This window comes from Bacillus sp. RSS_NA_20, from assembly GCF_020165915.1.
GTDB lineage: Bacteria > Bacillota > Bacilli > Bacillales > Bacillaceae > Bacillus > Bacillus altitudinis.
Genome location: NZ_JAIUKW010000005.1, coordinates 2,382,262 through 2,404,023, shown reverse-complemented (window position 1 = coordinate 2,404,023; position 21,762 = coordinate 2,382,262). Strand labels below are relative to the sequence as shown.

The 21,762-nt window shown below is 41.7% G+C and carries 20 protein-coding genes; 10 read left to right on the top strand and 10 right to left on the bottom strand.

What is annotated here, in order from left to right; all coding sequences use genetic code 11:
• Nucleotides 1-78: 78 nt before the first annotated feature.
• From LCD32_RS17995 to LCD32_RS17970, 6 genes are all read left to right on the top strand, one after another.
• A complete protein-coding gene (locus LCD32_RS17995; RefSeq protein ID WP_035703981.1) occupies nucleotides 79-1,350 on the top strand; it encodes a GntP family permease in 1,272 nt (423 codons plus the stop codon).
• Nucleotides 1,351-1,379: 29 nt separating this feature from the next.
• Nucleotides 1,380-2,519 carry a glycerate kinase gene (locus tag LCD32_RS17990; RefSeq protein WP_035703983.1) on the top strand — a complete coding sequence of 380 codons (1,140 nt, stop codon included), beginning with the start codon at nucleotides 1,380-1,382 and terminating at the stop codon, nucleotides 2,517-2,519.
• 91 nt (nucleotides 2,520-2,610) lie between these two features.
• Nucleotides 2,611-2,949: a zinc ribbon domain-containing protein YjdM gene (locus tag LCD32_RS17985; protein ID WP_017359922.1), complete on the top strand. Its 339-nt coding sequence runs from the start codon at nucleotides 2,611-2,613 to the stop codon at nucleotides 2,947-2,949.
• A 328-nt stretch (nucleotides 2,950-3,277) separates the two neighbouring features.
• Nucleotides 3,278-4,207, top strand: a complete 930-nt coding sequence (locus LCD32_RS17980) for an ABC transporter ATP-binding protein (RefSeq protein WP_035390031.1) — start codon at nucleotides 3,278-3,280, stop codon at nucleotides 4,205-4,207.
• Entirely contained in the window at nucleotides 4,204-5,154 is a 951-nt protein-coding gene (locus LCD32_RS17975) for an ABC transporter permease (protein ID WP_035703987.1), read from the top strand. Before LCD32_RS17980 ends, LCD32_RS17975 begins: the two co-directional genes overlap by 4 nt.
• 26 nt (nucleotides 5,155-5,180) lie before the next feature.
• Nucleotides 5,181-5,609, top strand: coding sequence for a DUF4064 domain-containing protein (locus LCD32_RS17970; RefSeq protein WP_007497283.1), 429 nt, complete (start codon nucleotides 5,181-5,183; stop codon nucleotides 5,607-5,609).
• A gap of 44 nt (nucleotides 5,610-5,653) precedes the next feature.
• Here the strand turns inward: LCD32_RS17970 and LCD32_RS17965 are convergent, their stop codons facing one another.
• The 7 genes from LCD32_RS17965 to LCD32_RS17935 form a co-directional block, all read right to left on the bottom strand.
• The gene (locus LCD32_RS17965; RefSeq protein ID WP_035703989.1) at nucleotides 5,654-6,982 is read right to left on the bottom strand and encodes a CitMHS family transporter; all 1,329 of its coding nucleotides are present in this window, start codon (nucleotides 6,980-6,982) and stop codon (nucleotides 5,654-5,656) included.
• Nucleotides 6,983-7,276: 294 nt separating this feature from the next.
• Nucleotides 7,277-9,343: a beta-galactosidase gene (locus LCD32_RS17960; protein ID WP_224564400.1), complete on the bottom strand. Its 2,067-nt coding sequence runs from the start codon at nucleotides 9,341-9,343 to the stop codon at nucleotides 7,277-7,279.
• A gap of 23 nt (nucleotides 9,344-9,366) precedes the next feature.
• Nucleotides 9,367-10,575, bottom strand: coding sequence for an arabinogalactan endo-beta-1,4-galactanase (locus LCD32_RS17955; RefSeq protein WP_039962843.1), 1,209 nt, complete (start codon nucleotides 10,573-10,575; stop codon nucleotides 9,367-9,369).
• Nucleotides 10,576-10,586: 11 nt separating this feature from the next.
• Nucleotides 10,587-11,429 (bottom strand): sugar ABC transporter permease, encoded by an 843-nt coding sequence (locus LCD32_RS17950; protein WP_007497274.1) that lies wholly within the window; start codon nucleotides 11,427-11,429, stop codon nucleotides 10,587-10,589.
• Between the two features lies 1 nt (nucleotide 11,430).
• Nucleotides 11,431-12,669, bottom strand: a complete 1,239-nt coding sequence (locus tag LCD32_RS17945) for a carbohydrate ABC transporter permease (protein ID WP_007497272.1) — start codon at nucleotides 12,667-12,669, stop codon at nucleotides 11,431-11,433.
• 145 nt (nucleotides 12,670-12,814) lie between these two features.
• Nucleotides 12,815-14,080: an extracellular solute-binding protein gene (locus tag LCD32_RS17940; protein WP_035703994.1), complete on the bottom strand. Its 1,266-nt coding sequence runs from the start codon at nucleotides 14,078-14,080 to the stop codon at nucleotides 12,815-12,817.
• 172 nt (nucleotides 14,081-14,252) lie between these two features.
• A complete protein-coding gene (locus tag LCD32_RS17935) occupies nucleotides 14,253-15,248 on the bottom strand; it encodes a LacI family DNA-binding transcriptional regulator (protein WP_024720441.1) in 996 nt (331 codons plus the stop codon).
• Nucleotides 15,249-15,419: 171 nt separating this feature from the next.
• Between LCD32_RS17935 and LCD32_RS17930 the strand changes: the two genes are divergently transcribed.
• Entirely contained in the window at nucleotides 15,420-16,319 is a 900-nt protein-coding gene (locus LCD32_RS17930; protein ID WP_025208260.1) for a LysR family transcriptional regulator, read from the top strand.
• A gap of 16 nt (nucleotides 16,320-16,335) precedes the next feature.
• Here LCD32_RS17930 and LCD32_RS17925 read toward each other — a convergent pair whose 3' ends face one another.
• From LCD32_RS17925 to LCD32_RS17915, 3 genes are all read right to left on the bottom strand, one after another.
• Nucleotides 16,336-18,012 carry a hypothetical protein gene (locus LCD32_RS17925; protein WP_079919986.1) on the bottom strand — a complete coding sequence of 559 codons (1,677 nt, stop codon included), beginning with the start codon at nucleotides 18,010-18,012 and terminating at the stop codon, nucleotides 16,336-16,338.
• An 82-nt stretch (nucleotides 18,013-18,094) separates the two neighbouring features.
• Nucleotides 18,095-18,505, bottom strand: a complete 411-nt coding sequence (locus tag LCD32_RS17920) for a hypothetical protein (RefSeq protein WP_008347340.1) — start codon at nucleotides 18,503-18,505, stop codon at nucleotides 18,095-18,097.
• Between the two features lie 12 nt (nucleotides 18,506-18,517).
• On the bottom strand, nucleotides 18,518-20,011 hold the full coding sequence (locus LCD32_RS17915; RefSeq protein WP_224564398.1) for a lipase family protein: 1,494 nt from the start codon (nucleotides 20,009-20,011) through the stop codon (nucleotides 18,518-18,520).
• Nucleotides 20,012-20,110: 99 nt separating this feature from the next.
• Between LCD32_RS17915 and LCD32_RS17910 the strand changes: the two genes are divergently transcribed.
• From LCD32_RS17910 to LCD32_RS17900, 3 genes are all read left to right on the top strand, one after another.
• Nucleotides 20,111-20,611, top strand: a complete 501-nt coding sequence (locus LCD32_RS17910) for a DUF1433 domain-containing protein (RefSeq protein WP_224564396.1) — start codon at nucleotides 20,111-20,113, stop codon at nucleotides 20,609-20,611.
• Nucleotides 20,612-20,695: 84 nt separating this feature from the next.
• Nucleotides 20,696-21,178 (top strand): DUF1433 domain-containing protein, encoded by a 483-nt coding sequence (locus LCD32_RS17905; protein WP_008347335.1) that lies wholly within the window; start codon nucleotides 20,696-20,698, stop codon nucleotides 21,176-21,178.
• 78 nt (nucleotides 21,179-21,256) lie between these two features.
• The gene (locus tag LCD32_RS17900) at nucleotides 21,257-21,742 is read left to right on the top strand and encodes a hypothetical protein (protein WP_008347333.1); all 486 of its coding nucleotides are present in this window, start codon (nucleotides 21,257-21,259) and stop codon (nucleotides 21,740-21,742) included.
• Nucleotides 21,743-21,762 lie beyond the last annotated feature (20 nt).

Genomic DNA, 21,762 nt, shown 5'->3' with positions numbered 1-21,762 from the left:
AAGTTCATCTAGATTCACAACTCGATCCCAATGGGTAAACGCTTACAATTAAGAAAAGACAATCAGGAGGGATGGAGTATGGGTGGAGATGTGACAGTAAGTACATTGGGCGCATTGACTGCGCTTGTGATCGCTATTGTTCTCATTCTAAAAAAAGTATCACCTGCTTATGGCATGCTGGCAGGCGCATTTATTGGCGGTTTGGTTGGCGGTGTAGATGTTGTGCAGACCGTGAACGTCATGATGGAAGGCGCAAAGGACATGATTCCGGCTGTTCTTCGAATCATGGCGGCAGGTGTACTGGCAGGGGTTTTAATTGAGTCGGGTGCAGCGTTATCTATTGCGGAGGCCATCGTGAAAAAACTTGGAGAGGCGAGGGCACTTTTAGCACTCGCACTTGCAACAATGATTTTAACAACGGTGGGTGTTTTTGTAGATGTAGCAGTCATTACAGTAGCACCAATCGCACTTGCCATTGCCAAGCGTGCAAAACTTTCTAAAACGGGGATTTTACTTGCGATGATTGGAGGAGGGAAGGCGGGGAATATCATGTCACCGAATCCGAATGCCATTGCAGCCTCTGATGCCTTTGGTGTACCGCTTACTTCCCTGATGGCGGCAGGTGTCATACCGGCTATTTTCGGGATAGCCGTCACATATGTATTAGCCAAAAAGCTTGCGAATAAAGGGACACCTGTTCTGGAAGAGGGAGCTGACCAAGGCGAGGTTCAAGTACCTGGTTTTCTACAAGCGCTTATAGGCCCGCTTGTGACCATTCTCTTGTTAGCCTTAAGACCGTTGTTTCAAATAAATATTGATCCAATGATTGCCTTACCAATAGGAGGAATTGTTGGCGCTCTTTTCATGAAAAAAGGGAAGTTTCTCAATGATTATGCGATGTCAGGGCTGCATAAAATGTCAGGTGTAGCGATCATGTTACTAGGGACAGGCACATTAGCTGGAATTGTATCGAATTCTTCCATGAAAGAGGTATTTATTCAGGCGCTTGACGCTTCGGGATTACCTCCTTACTTGCTTGCACCAACGTCTGGAATTTTTATGTCGGCAGCCACAGCTTCGACAACTGCAGGGACGGCAGTTGCAAGTGGTGTATTTAGCGGAACTCTTATTGGTCTTGGTGTATCTGCCCTTTCAGGCGCAGCTATGATTCACGCTGGCGCAACTGTTCTCGATCATATGCCGCACGGAAGCTTTTTCCATGCAACGGCGGGAAGTGTTCAAATGGATATAAAAGAACGGTTGAAATTAATGCCCTTTGAATCGTTAATTGGTTTGACATTAACTGTGGTATCGACCATTATCTTTGGTATTTTCCAGCTGTTCGGCTGAGGACTTAATGAGAAACGAGGGGTTTTTGGATGAAAATTGTGATCGCACCAGATTCATTTAAAGAAAGTTTATCTGCTTATGAGACAGCATGTGCCATCGAACGAGGATTTCGCTCTATTTTGCCATATGCAGAATATATGAAAATCCCAATGGCAGATGGAGGAGAAGGCACAGTTCAATCGTTAGTGGATGCGACAGGCGGAACCATTGTCCAGCAAGTGGTCACAGGTCCGCTTGACAAACCTGTGGATGCCTTTTTTGGTATGTTGGGAGATGGGCAGACAGCTGTCATAGAGATGGCAGCAGCATCAGGATTACATCTTGTCCCGCCAGAAAAACGGAACCCCTTATTCACAACGTCTAGAGGGACAGGAGAATTAATGCTTGCAGCGCTGGATAAAGGAGCGAAGCATTTAATCATTGGGCTTGGCGGAAGCGCAACAAATGATGGTGGCGTTGGCATGATGCAAGGTTTAGGTGCTTCTTTTCTCGATAAAGCAGGCCAAGACCTCACGCCGGGCGGTGGATCACTGAATCAATTAGCTTCTATTGATCTATCTCGACTGGATCCAAGATTGCGATCAGTCCGTCTGGAAGTGGCGTGTGATGTGGATAATCCTTTAACTGGTGAAAGAGGAGCGTCTGCTGTGTTCGGTCCTCAAAAGGGAGCAGATACAGAAATGGTTCAACTGTTGGACAAGAATTTATCTCATTTTGCACAAGTGGCTAAGCAGCAGCTTCATGTCTCCTTTGGGGATGCGGCAGGTGCAGGAGCGGCAGGAGGACTCGGCGCGAGTTTATTAGGCTTTTTACAGGCTGATCTGCAAAAGGGAATTGATATTGTACTGAAAGCCGTACATTTTGCTGACGTACTCAAGGACGCTGACCTAGTCATTACAGGGGAAGGGCGGATTGATCAGCAGACCATTTACGGCAAAACGCCGATCGGTGTAGCCAAAGCTGCGAAACAATATGGACTCCCTGTCATTGGCATCGCTGGGTCCCTCTCAAAAGACAGTGCAGTCGTACATGATCATGGCATTGATGCACTTTTTAGTATTGTCCCAGGCATCACGACTCTGGCTGAAGCCATGCATGATGCTAGTGTGCATGTAGAGAGAACAGCAAGGAATATTGCGGCTGTCATAACATTTGGAAGAGATAAGTAAATGATGAAAAATGTTTCCTTTTCTATCACATTCCTTTCTATAGAAATGTGGTAAAATGGTTCTAAATGAAAAAAAGTTGGAGGAAACACAAATGTCTAATCTACCGAATTGTCCATCGTGCAGTTCAACCTATACATACGAGGATGGCAGCATGCTTATTTGTCCAGAATGTGCGCATGAATGGTCGCTAGAACAAGAACAAGCGGCAGAGGAGCAGCTTGTTGTCAAAGATGCGAATGGAAATCTATTAAGTGATGGTGACACGGTCACTGTGATTAAAGATTTAAAAGTCAAAGGTTCTTCTTCGGTTTTAAAAATAGGGACGAAGGTCAAAGGGATTCGTTTAGTCGAAGGCGATCATAACATTGATTGTAAAATTCCTAGCTTTGGCGCGATGAAGTTAAAATCGGAGTTTGTGAAGAAAGTATAATATATGAAAAGAGGCTGTCGATCATCAGCCTCTTTTTTATTTCGATATTTATAGGTGAAAGGTATAATCTTAAACATCATTTCATACATATGTACCTATTGAAAATCATTCTTTTTTTAAAAAATCAAGCCTCTTTTCTTATAAAAATTCACGCTTTTCTTAACTCTACCTTAAAAAAGGCAGATGATTCTCTAAATTTTGCCTAATCCCCTTCACAACTTTTGGGCATTGCTGTACCATATGGAAGTGTTCTTCTATTTTTGACGGATCATGGTGTTTATCAGGAAATAGATGATAGATGATACTTAGACAAAGAAGGAGAGGTAACGTGACGAACGTTTTAGAACTGCAACATGTATCTAGGCATATTCGCGGGAAAAAGATTGTTCAAGACTTGAGTTTCTCTGTCCAAGCGGGCGAAGTCTTTGGCTTCTTAGGACCGAATGGCGCAGGAAAAACGACAACCATTCGCATGATGGTCGGTCTTTCTCCCATTACATCCGGTGACATTCTGATTAATGGTCATAGTATTCAAACCTCATATCAGCATGCCATCCAAGATGTCGGTGCAATTATTGAAAATCCAGAAATGTATAATCATTTAACGGCAAGACAAAACCTTGTTCATTTTGCCAGAATGAATGGAAAAGTGGATGAAGGTCGAATTGATGAACTGCTAGAACTAGTTAGTTTGCAGCATGTGAAACATAAGCGTGTCCGTACGTTTTCATTAGGAATGAAGCAGCGTTTGGGGATTGCTCAGGCATTGATACATAAACCGAAACTGCTAATCTTAGATGAGCCGACCAATGGACTAGATCCAGAGGGAATTCGTATGATACGAGATTACTTGAGAAGGCTGGCAAAGGAAGAAGGGCTTGCTGTCATTGTTTCAAGTCACCTCATGTCAGAAATGGAATTGATGTGTGATCGTTTCGCCATTATCCAAAAAGGAAAGCTGATTGCGATTGAGGATCAGCGTGCAGAGACGAAGCAGGATGATTTGGTCAACTATCGTATGAAAGTAGCATCAAGTGAGCTAGAAGAAACTCAAAAGCTCATTAAAGCATTTGAGGAAGGCATCACAGTTAGAGAAGAGGAGCAGTACTTATTCTTCTCCATCCTAGAAGAGAAAATGCCACAATTGATTCGTCATTTGAGCGAGGCTTCTATTCATTTGTACGAAATCAAAATAGAAAAACAAACCTTAGAAGATAAGTTCTTAAGCTTAACAGGTAAAAAGGAGGCAGACGTATGATTCGCCTCATTCAAAACGAGTGGATGAAAATCAGTTATCGTGTGGGTACTTGGATTATGGTTGGGCTTCTTGTTTTAGGTATGATTGCGACGTTGATTTTTGCACTTAAAACAAACGACGAAGATCAATCATCTGGAGCATGGAAAGCCCAGCTAGAGATGATGAATACTGAGAACAAGAAGGAACTCAAAGAAATAGAAAATGGTTACTTTAAAAGAAACCTTGAAAAAGAGATCGCTATTAATGATTATCGAATTAAGCATAACTTGCCGCCAGCTGATCAGTTTAGCGACAGTGTATGGGACTATGTGAAAACAAACGCCAGTTTACTTCAGCTTGTAGGTGTGTTTGTGATCATTATCGCTTCCACCATTGTCTCGGCTGAATACAAGCATGGTACAATTAAATTATTATTGATTCGCCCACCATCAAGACTAAAAATCTTAATATCTAAATATATTACGGTGCAACTGTATGCTCTTCTACTGGTGGTGGTGCTGTTTATCTTGTCATTTATATTGGGTGCCATTTTCTTCGGACTCAATACTGATTATGTGAGTGTGATCTATCAAAATGGTGAAGTGATTGAACGTTCGCAGTTTGCCAATATGGTTTTTTATTATTTAGCTAATTGCGCAATGTTTGTTGTGTTAGGGACACTTTCGTTCGCTATATCAACAATTTTCAGAAGTGAAGCTATCTCCATTGCCATTAGTGTGTTAGCTTATATTGTAGGTGGAACGATTACAGGTATTTTAATGCTCTTCTTTGATTGGACAAAATATTTGTTATTCGCAAATGATCCATCCCAATACTTTATGGAACAGGTTACTGTTATCGAAGGCATGTCCCTAGGTTTCTCACTAACGGTCCTAGTCATTTATTGGGCCATCTTCTTGGCGGTTGCTTTAATCGTCTTCCAAAAGCGAGAAGTAAAAACAGGTTAATTTAACTTTTTAGGAGGTTTCTATCAATGATTAAGCGTAAAGGTGAAAAAATTATGGGGATTATCAGTATTGTCCTCAACGTAATTGGTGTTGGTTTTGGGGCATTGATGCTCTCTGTGGACCCAGCATTTTATGAAGAAATGAATGAAATTTTACAAGAGGAAGGCAGCGCCTTGCCAGTTGAAACACTCGAGGCATCGGTTCATGCCTTTGGCGTTCAGTTTATGGTTGTTTCCGCAATTGCGGCTGTTTTAGCCCTTGTTGGTGTGATTGTTTTGAAAACAGACCGCCGTGCCGTGCTTTCTGGTATTCTTTTCTTGGTTTCCGCTGTGACTCTTTTAATTGGAACTGTTGGTCTTGCTTTCGTTCCGATGATCTTGTTGCTAATCGTTGGATTGATGTCACTGATTAGAAAACCGAAAACAGACATTCACACGAGTGAATATCCTTCATAATTCAAAAGAAAAAGACATGCGCTGGTTTGCGCATGTCTTTCTTTTTATATGATGCCAATCAGTTTGGCGATGATGAGTAAAACGATACTGAACCCCCACATCCAAAAGAAGGAGTAGCGGATATGTTTCCCCATATCGACCCCTGCAAGACCGATGGCAAGCCATACAGCAGGTGCAAGGGGGCTGACAAAGGTGCCGATGATATTTCCAATCATCATGGCGTATGCCGCAGATGTCCCTGACACACCAACCTCTGATGTAATCGATTCGACAATCGGCAAGAGTGCATAATAATAGGCATCCGTACTTGTCAGCATATCAAGCGGAACCCCAAATATCCCCACAATGATATGTAAAAATGGCAGTAAGAAAGCTGGCAAAATGTGAATACTGTCCACTGCAATCGCCTTCAGCATGCCCGTTCCTTCAAGAATCCCTAAAAAAGAACCTGCGGAGAAAATAACAGCCGCCATCATTAGTGCACTTGGAGCATGTGCCTTAATTCGCTCCATTTGTACATTCACATTCGGATAGTTCACCAAAAGTGCTAGTGAAAGACCAATCATAAACATATAACTAGCAGGAATCACGTTCAGCACGAGAAGGACAACAACAGCTAAAAATAGAATGAAGTTGACCCAGATTAAGTGATAACGCTTTAAAGACGCATCGCCTGTTTCGCTGATTGATTGAATGGCACGATCCCAATCAGCGCCTTCTAATTGAACCGCAGCTACTTCATTTGCTGCAACTTTCACCCGAATTCGTTTTTCTTCTCTTTTTCCTAAAATGAATGCCATTCCTAATATGAGCACGACCCCGATCAACTGAATTGGAATGAGCGGTACCCACAGTTCAGATGGGTCCATATTAAGGACACTCGCTGCCCGTCCTGTGGGGCCGGCCCAAGGCACCATATTGGTTAATCCAGCACTTGTCCCGATTAACAATAGCAGTAAGTAAGGACTCATATGTAATTTTTTATAAAGTGGAAGCAGTGCAGGTACAGTTAATAAAAAGGTTGTAGCGCCTGCTCCGTCTAAGTGTGCGATGACTCCAATCAAGGCAGTTCCCATCGCAACTGTGACAACATTCCCTTTTGTCAGCTTGATTAACGCTTTAATTACAGGTTCAAAGAACCCTGTATCTTGTAAAATGCCAAAAAATAAAATGGCGAAGATGAACATGGTCGCCACTGGCAATACTTTGATAATCCCTTGTTCAAAGAAAGTTTGAATGTCATTGATACCAAATCCTGCGATGAGCGCCCCTATTAAAGGCACCATGACCATGGCGACAATTGGACTTGCTTTCCCCCAAATCAGCAAAACAACAATCGTTAAAATAATCAACAATCCAACAAACGTTAACATAAGCCCCTCCCCCTACAATAAACCGTTTACATTTGTTTGTTTTTTTACCAATGCAATCCCACATTTGCATTGAAAAAAAGAGTATCAAAAATATGAGTATTAGGCAACCGCTTTCATACCTATACAATGGTAAAAAAGGATGGCGGGGCCAATCAGGGTGTGGTGTTTAATATGTCAAAAAATTTAGATAAAAAATAATACTTCTATTTATAATCTACTATCGGGAGAAAATATACAGGTATTTAGATTCAACAAAAAGTAAAAAGCGCCCTTTGGATGGACGCTTCTTTCACACTATTTTTTCAAAATAACATATTCGTAAGGATTCAGTTGTAACCGTTGAGATGTATGCTGTCCAGTCAGCATATTTTCATAGCTTTCCGCTGAATCTAGTGAAATGTTCTGTTGCTGTTCTGTAAAATTCATCATAAACACAAAGTCCTGCGATCCATCTGTTCGTTTCTGGACACTGACGCCCTCTGGAATTGAAGAGGATAGGATCGGTTTTATCCCTATTCCTGTGATGAGATCTTCGTAAAAATCATCATAAAACGCCTGCTCATTTTCAGAAGCCATATAGTATGCTTTCCCTTTGCCAAATGGACGGACAGTAAGGGCGGGCTGTCCTTCATAGCAGCCATTCTCAAAATGCCCTAACACAGAGGCTGTTTCAGGATGAATGGACTCGCAATATTGCCCGACATGATAAGTGCGACCATTTCCTGTGGTCATTAAGACGTGTTCATCTGGCATCAATGTGTTGATTTCCTCTGCCCAAATACCAAGTACATGACGGAGAGGACCGGGGAAACCACCAAGGAAACAGAGGTCGTTTTCATCGACCATGCCGCTCCAGTACGTTGCCACAAAAATGCCGCCCTCTTTGACAAATGCTTCGATCTTTTCTGCCACACCTGGTTTGATCATGTAAAGCATTGGTCCCACAAGCACTCGATAGGATGAGAAATCCTTTTCCATCCCGACAATATCAACAGGGATGCCCTTTTTCCAGAAACTGCGATAGTGAGTTTGGCAAGCCTCTACATAGCGTTTGTTGGTATTATTTAAGCCTTGCGCATCATCAATTGCCCAATGGTTTTCCCAATCATATATGATGGCGACTTCTGGTTGAACGGATGTACCCGCAATCGGTTGAAGCTGCTCCAGCTGTTTTCCTAAATCAGCGACTTCTTGAAACACACGCGTGTGTTCATGTCCTGAATGATCCACAACAGCGCCGTGGAATTTTTCAGAGGCGCCCCGGCCTTGTCTCCACTGGAAATAAAGGACGGAGTCGGACCCGTGGGCAATCGCCTGCATGGCAGAGAGGTGTGCCATTCCTTTATGCTTCACCTTATTCACTTCATGCCAGTTCACGAGGCTTGGTGTGCTTTCCATCACAAGAAACGGCTGACCGCCCTTTAATGAACGATACAAATCGTGAACGAAGGCGACGTTTGACGCTAATTCTGCAGTGGTTTCTCTGCCGCTATGCCATGCTGGATAGCTATCCCATGAGATCACGTCGACTTCTTTTGCAAATTGATGATAATCCAGTCCAAGGAATGGACGCATATGCGGATAGTCGCCCATAAAATTGGTGGTTACTGGCACATGAGGTGTTAATTCTCTCAGAGGTTCAATTTCATTTTGATAAAAATTGATCGTTTGCGCTGTGACAAAACGCTTCCAGTCTAGGTTCATGCCGTGAATCATGTGCTCTCCGTGCGGTGCAGGTGACTCGATTTGTGACCAATCACTATATGTGTGGCTCCAAAATCCCGTCCACCATGCTTGATTCAAAGCTTCAAGGTCATGGTTGTATTTGTCTTTCAAATAGTCTCTAAATGCTTCTTGGCAAAGATCACAATGACATTCGCCGCCGTATTCATTTGAAATGTGCCACATGATCAGCGCTGGATGGTCCTTGTAGCGTTCAGCAAGCAAACGATTGAGTGTATTCGTTTTTTCTCGATAAACCGGTGAGGTGAAGCAATGATTATGGCGAAGTCCGTGTAAGTTGCGCTGGCGGTTTGCTTCAACGCGTAAGACTTCTGGATATGTTTGCGAGAGCCAAGCAGGTCTTGCTCCGCTTGGCGTGGCGAGAATGGCGTGAGCCCCCTGCGCTGCCAAGCGGTCCATGATATCATCCAGCCAGGCAAAATCATATTCCCCTTCTTTTGGCTCGAGCTTGCTCCAAGCGAAAATGTTGATAGAGAATGTTTGACAGTGTGCAAGCTTCATTAATCGAAAATCTTCGTCAATGATCTCCGGCATATGAAGCCATTGATCAGGATTATAGTCGCCACCATGCAAAAAGCCTTTCACATTTGGGTGAACGAGTGGGTAACGCTTTCCCATTTTGTCACGTCCTATCTGTTTAATTACGGTGTCATTTGTTTAAATACATCAAGAGAAGGCAGGGCTTTTCCGTTGAAATCAAACATGGCCTGATTTTCCCAAGCATTCCCGACTGTGCCGGTTGTTTGAATATAAGCGAGCCCGTATTGACTAGACCACGGAGCACCTTTTGCTGGAATCCAAAGCGGCTCCCAATAAAAGAACCCTTTCCCGCGATTGTTTTTTACTTGTGAAATTTTTTCTGATAGATCTCGTATAAAAGATGCCTGCCCTTGTGGTGATGCTGGATAACCGGCCGTATTGACTGAATCTTGGTTAAATGAGTTATCGAGGTTGTCACCATTTGCTGTTGTAAAGCCGTAGGCGGTTTCTACCACGATGACATCTTTGTTATAGCGGGCGCTAATATCATTCATGTTGTTAGTAAGACCGCTAAATCCCCCGTCCCAATACGGGTAGTAAGATAAACCGATCGTATCGAACGAAACGCCTCGTTTGGTGATTTCATCAAACCACCAGCGAGATGCACCATTGTCCCCTCCATGTGCAAGATGAAGCATGACTTTGATGTTTGAATCGACAGAGCGGACAGCATTTGTCCCCGCTTTTAGCAAAGCAGCGAGTCGGTCAAATTCACCGCCGCCTTCACCCCAGCTCTTTCCGTTCGGCCAAAGCATACCTGAATTTAATTCATTCCCGACCTGTACCATATTTGGTAGGGCATTTTGTGCTTTCATCGCTTTAAGTACATCGCTTGTGTAAGTGCCAACAGCTTTTTCTAAATCGCTTTGGGAGAGATTGGTCCAAGCTTTCGGTTTGAACTGTTTACCGGGATCGGTCCAGAAATCACTGTAGTGAAAATCAAGGAGCACTTTCATATTTTGTGCTTTTGCACGTTTCGATAGAGCAATGGCGGTATTTAAATCGTTTGTCCCCCCGTTATAGGCACGGCCTTGGTTGTCGTATGGATGGTTCCAGAGTCTGATGCGCACATAGTTGACACCTTTCTCTTTTAATAGCTTGAGCGGATCAACCTGCTGCCAGTTTTGGTTGTAGTATTTGCCGCCGCTTCGCTCCACTTCTGCGAGCATGGAGATATCGGCTCCTTTGATGAAATCACCTTGCAATCCATTGATCGGTTTCACCGAAATCGTATCAGCCTTTGCTTCAGGCAGAATACCTAACCCCATCAGAAAGAAAACGACAACAGTGACAAGCAACCATTTCTTCATCAAATCTCCCCTTATCCTTTTGTCCCGCCTTGTGTGAGGCCGGATACAAATTGTTTTTGTAAAACAAGAAACAATAAAGCAACTGGAATCGCAATGAGTAAAGCCCCGGCTGCAAAGGTCGTGTAGCTGGCACCCATTTTGTCTGATACAAGATTGTATAGACCAATTGGGAGCGTATACATTTCGGGTGAACGGACAATGACACTGGAGATGATGAAATCACCCAGCGGTCCTGTAAATGAGTTGATGGCAACAACGGCTAAAATCGGCTTGGCAAGCGGCATAATAATTTGGATGAAAATCCGGAAATGCCCTGCGCCATCCATTCTGGCTGATTCATCGAGATCCTTTGGAATCGCATCAAGATAGCCTTTCATTAAATACGTATTCATCGGAATTTGTCCGCCTGCATAAATCAAAATCAATGCGAGGTGGCTGTTAATGAGTCCAAGCATTTGTGCCAATACAAAAATGGCAATCAGCGCTGAAAATTGAGGAATCATTTGCAGCAGCAAAAAGAGCATCAGTCCATTCTTGCGTCCTTTGAATCGGAACCTAGAAAAGGCATAACCTGTAAAGCTGACAAGTATCAACGTTAAGAGCATAGTCGCAATACTGATTTTCATTGAGTTCCAATACCATTTTGCATAAAGTGCTCCCTGACCGAAGAAGAGTTCTGTAAAGTGGCTGAACGTTGGATTCTTCGGAAACATGCTTGTGCTCATCAGGCTGTTCCCAGGATTAAAGGAAGCGCCGATCGTCCAAAGGAGTGGATATAGAATACAAACGGAGGCAATGAAAAGGATGAAATAAGTGATACTCAGGCGAATGAGCTTATTTTGTTTTGATCCCATATCACATCATGTCCTCCTCTTTGAATGAATTCGTTCTCTTAAACTGCCAAAGTGCAATGGCAATGACGAAGATTGACAGTAAGATCGTAACAGCGGCAGCGAGTGCATATTGAGAAGACTGCATCGTCAGTTTGTAAATCCAAGACACCAAGATGTCTGTGCCCCCCGCTGTAGATCCAGCCACAGGCGGTCCTCCGCCATTAAATAGGTAGATGATATTAAAGTTGTTAAAGTTAAACGTATATTGCGTGATTAATATAGGTGCAATTGAATAGAGGACAAGCGGTAATGTAATGGAACGGAATTTCTGGAAGAAATTTGCCCCATCAATGGTTGCAGCCTCGTATAAATCTTCAGGAATGGCCTGCAAAACACCGGTTGTCATAATGAACACAAAAGGAAAACCAAGCCAAGTTTGCATCGCAATAAGAGCGATTTTGCTCCAAAATGGATCTGTCAGCCATGGTTTTGGATCAATTCCAATCGATGCAAAAAGGGTATTGTTGATCGCACCAAACGTGTCGTTAAACAATCCAGCAAACACCAAAATGGTCACAAATCCTGGAACAGCCCACGGCAGAATCAAAATCGTTCTGAAAAACCGTTTTCCTTTTAAATCTTTTTGATTGAGCAGAACCGCTAGGAAAATGCCGACAGCACATTGAAGGGTCGATGCAGCCAACGTCCATACGACCGTCCAGCCCAGTACATCAATGAATGTGTCTCTCCAAATATCGATTGAAAAGATATTTTGAAAGTTTTTGATGCCTACCCAATCAATGAGATTGGCAGGAGGCGAGTGGTATAAATCATAGTTTGTAAAGGCCAGCGCAAAGCTGAACATAATAGGAAAGACAACAGAGAATAGAAGTAAAAAGAAAGCAGGAGTGCTCATTAAGTAAGGAAAGCCTTGGTCGATGAGCTGATGGTATTGAGCACGGATGGAATGAAGCGGAACCCCTTGATCACGTTTCTTTCCGTTCATAAATGCATCTCGTATCATGAGTACATAAAAACCGATGCCAAATCCAGCTGTTAAAAGTGCAATAATTCCTTTTGCTAAAAGGAAAACAGAGTTGTCACGAGGCAGCATTGTACCAAGTGTGAACAGCCCCCAGAAGCCAATATTGAATAAATCATAAAACACTACTAGAAAAGAAACGCCAAACAGGAAAAAGAGTGCCCCTTTGCCATACTGTTTGTTGTATATTTGCCCCATCCCGGGTATAAGAGAGAACATTAGCGCCCGTCTCCGGTGTGTCTTTGATTCCACTATGTGTGTGCGGTCTAGTTCAAGGTTACCCGTCACGTCTAACACCTACTTCATATGAAATTAGAACAAGTGCAGGCAGCATGATAGATGAACAGCTACCTGCGCTTGATGTTTATTTGGAGTGATTCGCTTTAATTTGCGAGTCGATTTGTTTGACCGCGTCATCAAATGCCTTTTTCACATCGGTACGGCCAGTCGCAATCAGCCCTAATGCGCTGTCAATCGGCTTCCACACCTCTGCCATTTCTGGATTGTTCGGTGTCAGCGTGGCATATTTCGTTTGCTTTGAAACAGCATCCGCATTTGCGTTTTCAGTAATCACTGGGTCTTTCATCAGCTTTTTCACTGGTGGAATTTCCTCTGTGACTTCAAAGCGCTTTTTCGAATTTTTTTCGTTCGTGATAAACTCAACAAATTTCTCGGCAAGTTCTTTATTTTTAGAATAAGAGGAGACGTTGTAGCTCTTTACACCTAAGAACGAGCTCATATGTTTTCCGTTAGGGAGTGTTGGCAGTTCTGTCACGCCATAGTCGATACCCGCTTCTTTATAAGGACCAAATGACCATGGACCAGAAATCACAGCCGCTGCCTTTTTCTCAGTGAATAAGGAATTGAGGACATTGATTCCTTGCTCACCAATGATGCCTTTGGGGAAAAGTCCTTCGCTAAAGAATGTCTGAATGTATTTTCCGCCTTCGATGGCACCATCGTTATTAAGACCAATATCATTGACGTCATAAGACCCATCGTTTTTCTGTTTGAAAATATAGCCGCCTGAACCGCCTAATACACTTTGTGCGTAATAAATTTCATCCCACTTCGCAACAAAACCGTATTTCCCGTCCTTTGTCAGCTTTTTCGAAAGGTCATACCAGCCATCGAGTGTCGTTGGTGCCTTTTTCACAAGGTCTTTGTTATAGAAAAGCACAGTGGTTTCAACGGATTTTGGCAGGCCATACAGCTTACCATCTACCGTTTGTGATTGAATCGATTCGTCTGTGAAGGAATTGATCACTTTTTCATCTGGTTTGATTTCTTGTAACAATCCCTCTGTGACAGCTGATCCAATTTGGTCGTGAGGCATGGTGATGACATCTGGACCAGTGCCGGCTGCGCCATCAAGACGAAGCGCTTCAATTTGGTCGGCATATGCTTTTTCGACTACTTTGACTTTCACGTCGTTTTGTTTTTCAAATTCTTTGACAGCGTCTTGAATCCCATCAGACTTTTTGACATCCTCCCACACTAGCAAGGTCTTTGTACCTGTAGATGCCGGCTGTGTACCGCTTGAATTGTCATCTCCTGGTCCGCATGCTGACAGTAGCAGCACAGCAGTACCAACGACTGCCGATAATGTCGCCCATTTTCCCTTTTTCATTCGTAATCCCCTCTCGTTCTTTTTTCACAGATGATAAGAAAACGCTTTCTTAATGTGAGAATATCAACTTGAGTAAAAAAAGTAAACACATTTTATTAAATTTATTAAGTAAAATTTTTTACTGAAATAAAGAGAAAAGAAGCCCACCATATACGGCAGGCCTTCCAGCTGTTTATATCGTGCTTTTCCGAAAGACAGGTTCTGAGGCAATCAGCACGGTTTTTGGTAATGTTCTGCCATCAACAAGTCTTTCTAAAAGTAAATCGACAGCTGTTTCGCAAAGTAAAGAGGTATGGATGTGATAAGTTGTGAGCGGTGGTGACACATATTGAGAGACGTGAATATCGTTGATACTAAAGACACTCACTCGATTTGGTAAAGAAAAACCGCGTTCATTTAATGCTTGTAAACAGCCTATCGCAAGAGGATCACTTGCGACACAAAAAGCGGTTGGCAGGTGATCGCCGAGCTCGTCGATCGCCTTCATCATCAATGAATAGCCTTCATCTACAGAGAAGTGGTGACCGATATAGACCAATTGTTCATCCAGTTTGTTGTGTGCTGTCATGTACTGGCGGAAGGTCGTTTCACGAATATCTGGAATACGCCTATTTGTATTGAGATCAAGATCTGTCCCGCCAATAAATCCGATGGATGTGTGCTGTTTTTCGATAAAAGAATCAATAATCTTTTCTACAATTCGTTTCAGGTTTGGTTTCACAGAATCAAAGCGGTCTTCATCTGGTGATGTATCAATAAAGACGATATGTTTTGTGATCGCATATAATTGATCAAGCTCAGTTTTTTTAAATCGACCGATGGCGATGATGCCTTCTGTAGAAGGATCAATCGATTGAAGACCATCAGATGGGTTGTAAGCGGTAACATTTAAGCTTCTGGTATTGGTGAGTTCCTCAATGCCTAGACGAATGGATTTAAAATAAATATCTTCAAGCTCTTCTTTTTCGGTCATCCAATAGAGAAAGGCAATTTTTTTTAGTGAATGTTTGAATGTCTTTTTTTGATAGGACAAAGCTTCTGCTGCCGCGTATACTCTCTCACGTGTTTGATCCGTAACCGATAGGTTGGGATCTTGGTTCAGTACGCGAGACACGGTGGCGATGGATAATCCGGCTTTTTCCGCAATGTCCTTTATTTTAGCTGCCAAGTCAGCACCTCCTATAGAAAATATCTCCTTTCAGTATAGAGTCTTTAAAAAAATTAGTAAATATTTTTATTAAATTGATTGGTTTAGGCTATTCTTTACGAGTTGGAAAGGAATTAGTAAGATATATGTATTGAAGATGTAGGATTAAGATTTCTGATAGGAGAGGGACAGATGTATTATGATGCACTGAAGACATTTGTGACAGTGGTAGAAGAGAAAAACTTTACAAAAGCAGCTCAGAAGCTACGGATTTCTCAACCGAGTGTCAGTCTTCACATTAAGAACTTGGAGCAGGAATTTCAGACGGTTCTGCTCAATCGTTCGCCAAAGCAATTAACGGTGACGCCAACTGGGGATATGCTGTACCATCGATCAAAACAAATCATTCGTTTATATGAACAGGCGAAGCAGGATATTTATGAGCATCATCATCTGGCACGAGGAAAGCTCACGATTGGAGCGAGTTTTACCATTGGGGAGTATGTGCTGCCGCAAATTTTGGCACAATTTCATCAGCTCTATCCGCATGTTGATATTGAGGTAGTCATTGATAATACAGAGGCGATCGCTAGACATGTTCGGTTGTTCCATGTCGACATCGGACTGATTGAAGGACAAACCAATGACAAAGAACTCTCTGTAGAAACGTTCCTAGAGGATGAACTGTATATCGTTGCCCCATTAGACCATCCGTTTGCAAAGAAAAAGGATGTCACCATTGATCAATTGCAAAATGAAACATGGATCACAAGAGAAGAAGGATCTGGGACAGGAGAATACTTACAGCACGTCCTGAAATCAAATGGACTGAAAGCGCGGACCTTTGTGACATTTAGCAGCAATCAAGCGATTAAAGAAGCTGTCATTCATGGAATGGGGCTGTCTGTTTTATCTAAATATGTCCTCCAGCGGGGCAGCATTGGCGGGGAATTGGCTGTCATTTCTGTGAGGGGAATGGACTTTAAACGGACATTTTCCTATGTCGAATCCCCGATGACAGGTGGGAATAAAAATAAGGAATTGCTTGTTGAGTTGTTGAGAAAAGAGAAAAAAGACGCTTCTCCGCAGTAGGGAGAAACGTCTTTTTTTATAACCCTTTGATGTTGATTTCATCGACTGGGAGGAAAATCTCACCTGTATCTGTGTACTTCATGTTGACTTGATCGCCTTCTTTTAAATAAATAATAAGAGGCTCTTTTTCAGATGACATGGTGTAGTTTTTCCCATCGTCTAGTAAGAAGGTGACGGTTGTATAATCACCGGTCTTTTCCTTATACACCCTCTTCACTTTGCCTGTCGACTCTTTCTTTTCTTGCTTTGATGAACTATTGACGGTACCGCCGCCTTTTTGAAGAGCTGTTTTATAGGCTCTTAGTGCTTCGTTTGGTGTAGAAGCATATGCGGCGATTTCAGGATTGGCTGCCGAAACAATAAAGTAGTTTTGCAGGAACCCGTTTGAATCGAGAACAGGTGTAAGCCAGCTGGCTTCCCCGTAGAAATTATAAAGAATCGGCATGCGGCCCTTCCATTTCTTCTCGATAAATCGTTTCTCAATAATTTGCAAAGCTCCCTGTGAATCCATGTAGGATTCTTCAAGATTACCCGTATAATACGTAGCTTTTCCTGTTCGGGCATTTGTCAGTGCATACCCGAGCATGGAATCAACGCCCTCTTTTGGACTGGTGAAATCTGTGAAGTAATACATATCCCCTTTTGAATCAAACACTGGACTTACATTGGCTTCCGTTCCCTCGTCTGAAGGCAGTTTCACATCTGATTTTCCAAACATACTGTTCCAGAAACCATGAACATAGTTGCCGAAGTAACTATTTTGCAGACTGACGGCCTCTGGCGAAACAGCGCCATCAATAAAGGCTGGTACTTTGTCTAAGGAATATTTCTTCGTTTCACCCGTTTTGGCATCCACAACAACCACACCTGAAGCTTTAAACCCGTTTCGTGCAGAGATGAAATCTCCAAATGTTTGGATGTAATAAGGCTTGCCATCATCATTGATCTCGAGCTGCGTATCTCCATAGAAAATCAAATCTGGATACTGAAGACGGATATGCCGCTCAATTTCCTTATTGAAATAGGAAGAAGGCGTATAGACCATCTCGGTTTTCACAAACTTTGGATTGGCAGATGAGTCGGTCGCACTTAATGTAAAGTAACCTGGTGTGCTACCAGAACGAATCCATTTAAAGAAATCGGAGAACTCGACGGGTGCGATATACACATACTCACCATTGACCTTCTGAATTTGCAAGCTGCCAAGCTCGTAGTAGCTCGTGTTTGGCACCTGTCCGAACGATTTCTTCATCTTATTGCGAGCAAATTGCGGTGGTACACTCGCAGGTGTTTCTGTCTCATCAAACGCTTTGATTTCGACTTTTTGATCCATCTTAGACACGTCGAATTTCTCATTTGCATTGAATAGAAAAGCGGTTGCCATATAAACACCGAGCAACAATAATATGAGAAATAAAACGCCCTTGATCTTCCGCTCCAATCCCACTGATAAAAAGGCACCTGCTGCTGTCACAACAAGTCCAATGAGCCACAGTGATGATGGGTTGCGGTCTAAATTGGTGATGTAGTAGAAGCCGAAAATCCCGATGATAAACAGCAGTGCCAGTCCCGCAATCCACATAAGCGGCACCTGTTGTTCAGTTCCTTTCTTTCTAACGATTAACCTGAGTGGTGTGAGCAAAAGGGTCAGGACAAGACCGATCACAACCGAAAATAACAACATATATCCCACAAACAGATCTCCTTTCAAATCAATCACTCTTTTAGTATATACGAGTGAGACGGGGAAAAGATTCACCGGATGACAGGTTCATTTAAATGCCGATCGAGTCGATGGCGGATTGAACATCTTCTTTCAGTTCAAAAAATGTGAGTCTTTGTTCGATTTTTTCGATTAAGGCGTCAATGGCTTCACCTGACATATGGATTTGGATGTTCCTTTGATGTTTGTACACGTTAATCAGAAGGTCATCAATCAGATCTACTATTTTTTTGGCTTCTTGGCGATCCTCTGCAAATTCATTTTGCAGCTGATGCCGGATGGCTCTGATAAGCGCTGTTTTCTGTTCTTCTTTGATCTTTGCCTTCAAAGCAGCCAGCTCTGCTGGTGTCATGTCTTCCGTGTTAAAGTTTGCTTGAGAGAAGATGGAGCTAGATGTATGCGTATCTGTGACTCTCTGCAAAAAACGATCTGCGTCTGTTGGTTGTTTCTTTGAAAATTCCATTTGTCGTACTCCTTAAGAAATACCCATATTCTTGGCAAGGGTTGTATCTGCATCGTGGTATTGTTTTCCTAGCTGGCTCATATCATCTGATATTGAGTCCATCCACCTTTTCATATCCATCGCATGATCAATCGCTGCATCATACTTTTTGACCGAATAGAACTCATTTTCAAGACCCTCTGTTTTTAAGTGGCGAATGACAGCATCCACATCTGAAGCCGTCAGCTGGTCATACGAACCAAAACCGACAATTTGTTTGTATCTTGAACGAACGCGTTCCACCGATTGATCCACTTTGTCATCGAGTTTCTCAATTTTGCGAATGATTTGCTGCATATGGTGCTCGGCATATGTAGAGAATGTACGACCTGTGTTCATGAGAACATGCGACTTGATTAAAATCGCTACCACACTTTGCGGATGGACATTTGATTGGCTCAATTGATGTAACATGGCGGCAGTGAGAGAAGGGTTTTTTCTCAACATATCATCAATGGTTTGAACGGAGCCATCTGACGAAAAGGAATACCGGTCTAAGCCATGGCTGCCGGCGAGGGCTTCAAGAAATAAATTCGCATCAAGTGAAGGGTTCACACTCATTGCCCGATTGAGGAGATTTTTCATAAACTGGACGGCCTTTGAGGAGTCCTCAGTGTAATCGACGCCTTCAGGTAAAGCGGCATCATACATCACTTTCACACGACCGATTTCTGTCGTATGACGATTTAAGAGAGATAGCCCGTCATTGAGATTGATATATTCTGTTAATCTACTACGGTAATCACCTTTTAATGCTTTGGCTTGCAGACCATCCGATAGATTTGGGTAAATATTCGGATTCTCAAAGGTGACCCCGCCTTGAATAAAATCATTTTTGACAAGAACATAAGAAGCATTTGATCCGCCAAGTGAATGCCCTGTCACATACATCTTCGCATTCGGCATTTTCTTATGGATCTCTTTCGCATACCGGTCCGCTTGCACCATTTGATTCTCTGCACCGTGTTCAAAAGGGATATTTTTAATCAAATACTTCGTATCTGAAATCAACCAATCTTGTACAATCTCATTTGTATAGGTCGTTGTCCCTGTCGTCATCTTCGTCGTGACTTCCTTTGACGTCTCTGACTGGCTAAAAGGAGGAAGCTTTGTCAAAATGGTAGAAAGAAGATCATCTGACTCTTTTTTTCCATGTTTTTTAATGGTATCTTTATATTGGCCTGCCCCAATCGGTTCTGAGCCGCGGTAGGCGATGACGGCGTTTTTGATTTTTGTGAGGTCTTTTCCTCCATCGGAGCGATCAAAATCTTCTTCGGAAACGATAGTTAGTGCATTAAGACCTTTAGTTGTTTCTTTATAATCAATGACATACATGGTCTTATTTTTACTAATTTCTATTTCACTAGAAATTCTATAGTAATCTATTTTATAAGATGCATTGGAAATAAGATTATAGTCTTTATCAGAAAGTTCGTTTTGGGCTACGGTTTTAGACAAAATTGTCACTCCTGTAATATTTATCTTATATATTATATGATATTGTATGATAGATATCTATAAAAAGAGGATTAAAATCCTCTAGATTAACAAAGGTGGATTTATCTAATGAAAAACACAATCAAAGTTGTGATTATATTATTTACTATCGTTATTATTCTAATAGTTTCTCTTATTATCCAACAAAATAAGAAAGAAAAATCGAATGATTCAGGAGGGGAAACTGTTGTGAAAGAGAAAAGTGATCAAGAAAAAGCAGAAGAGTTCGCAGAGAAAATGAAACCAAAAATAGAAGAAAGATTACATAAAAAGGATATCTATCATTTTATAGAAAAAATAACATTCAAAAAAAAGGTATCCATTAGTCCAATGGGATATGTAACAGTTGATGGTTATATAAATGATGATCCTGAAAAATTTTATTTCTCAGCATCTTTAATGCATAAATCTAATGAAATTGGTTCTATGAGCTTTTCCCCAGAGTTGTCATATCGTTTTAAAGACTGGAATAAATATAAAGATGAGCCTGAGATAAAAGAAAACTACCTTAACAGACTCTCTGAAAAAGAACGGGAGCAATATCTAAAGGACATTGGAGAAAAAGAGTAAAGCAGGTACTCACTTACCTGTTTTTATTTGTGTCAATTTCATTGGTAGATTGATTAAAGGTTCATAAAGGAGTTTTTATTTTTTATGAGAAATACAATGAAATTTTCTATATTAATTGTGGTCGTCATCATCTCAGTAACTGCTTTCATTGTAGAGTACATTAATCAGAGTCTGTCGGATGATGTAGTGGAAGAGAAGAGCGATGAAGAAAAAGCAGAAGAACTCGCAGAGAAGATGAAGCCTAAGATAGAAGAGCATTTACATAAAAGAGACATTCATCACTTTATTAAAACCATAACGTTTGAAAAAGATGTGACCATCAATCCTATGGGGGATATTATAATCGATGGCTATATAAATAATGAACCGGAGAAGTTCGGATTTTCAGCTTCTTTACAATATAGAGCTAAAAAAATAGGTTCAATGAGTTATGATCCTGAGTTGTCATATCGTTTTAAAGATTGGGATAAATTTAAAGATGAACCAGAATTAAAGGAAAACTATCTTAAACGACTCTCTGAAAAAGAACGAGAGCAATATCTAAAGGACATTGGAGAAAAAGAGTGAAGCAGGTGTCTACCCACCTGTTTTATTTTTTTATTATCATTAATTGAGAAGTTTTGATTGTAAGGAGTGTTGCGTTGTATGAAAAATACTTTAAAACTTGTATCTGTTTTGGTCGTTATCATCATTGTCTCAGTGACTTCGTTAATCACTCAGCACAATAAGCAAAGTAAAACAAATGATGTGGTAAAAGAAAAGAGCGATCAAGAAAAAGCAGAAGAGCTCGCAGAAAAAATGAAGCCTAAAATAGAAGAATGTTTACGCAAAGAAGACATCCATCACTTTATTAAGACCATAACGTTTAAGAAGAGGGTAACTATTGATCCAATGGGCTACATCGTAATTAGAGGATATATAAATGATGAACCGGAAAAGTACGGTTTCTCAGCTTCTTTACAATATAGAGCTAAAAAAATCGGTTCAATGAGTTATGACCCTGAATTATCAGACCGCTTTATAGATTGGGAAGAATATAAAGATGAGCCGGAAGTGAAAGAAAATTACCTTAAAAGTTTTACTAAGGAGGAACGTGAACAGTATCTGAGAGACATTGGAGAAAAAGAGTGAAAAATATCCGTTAGCCGTAT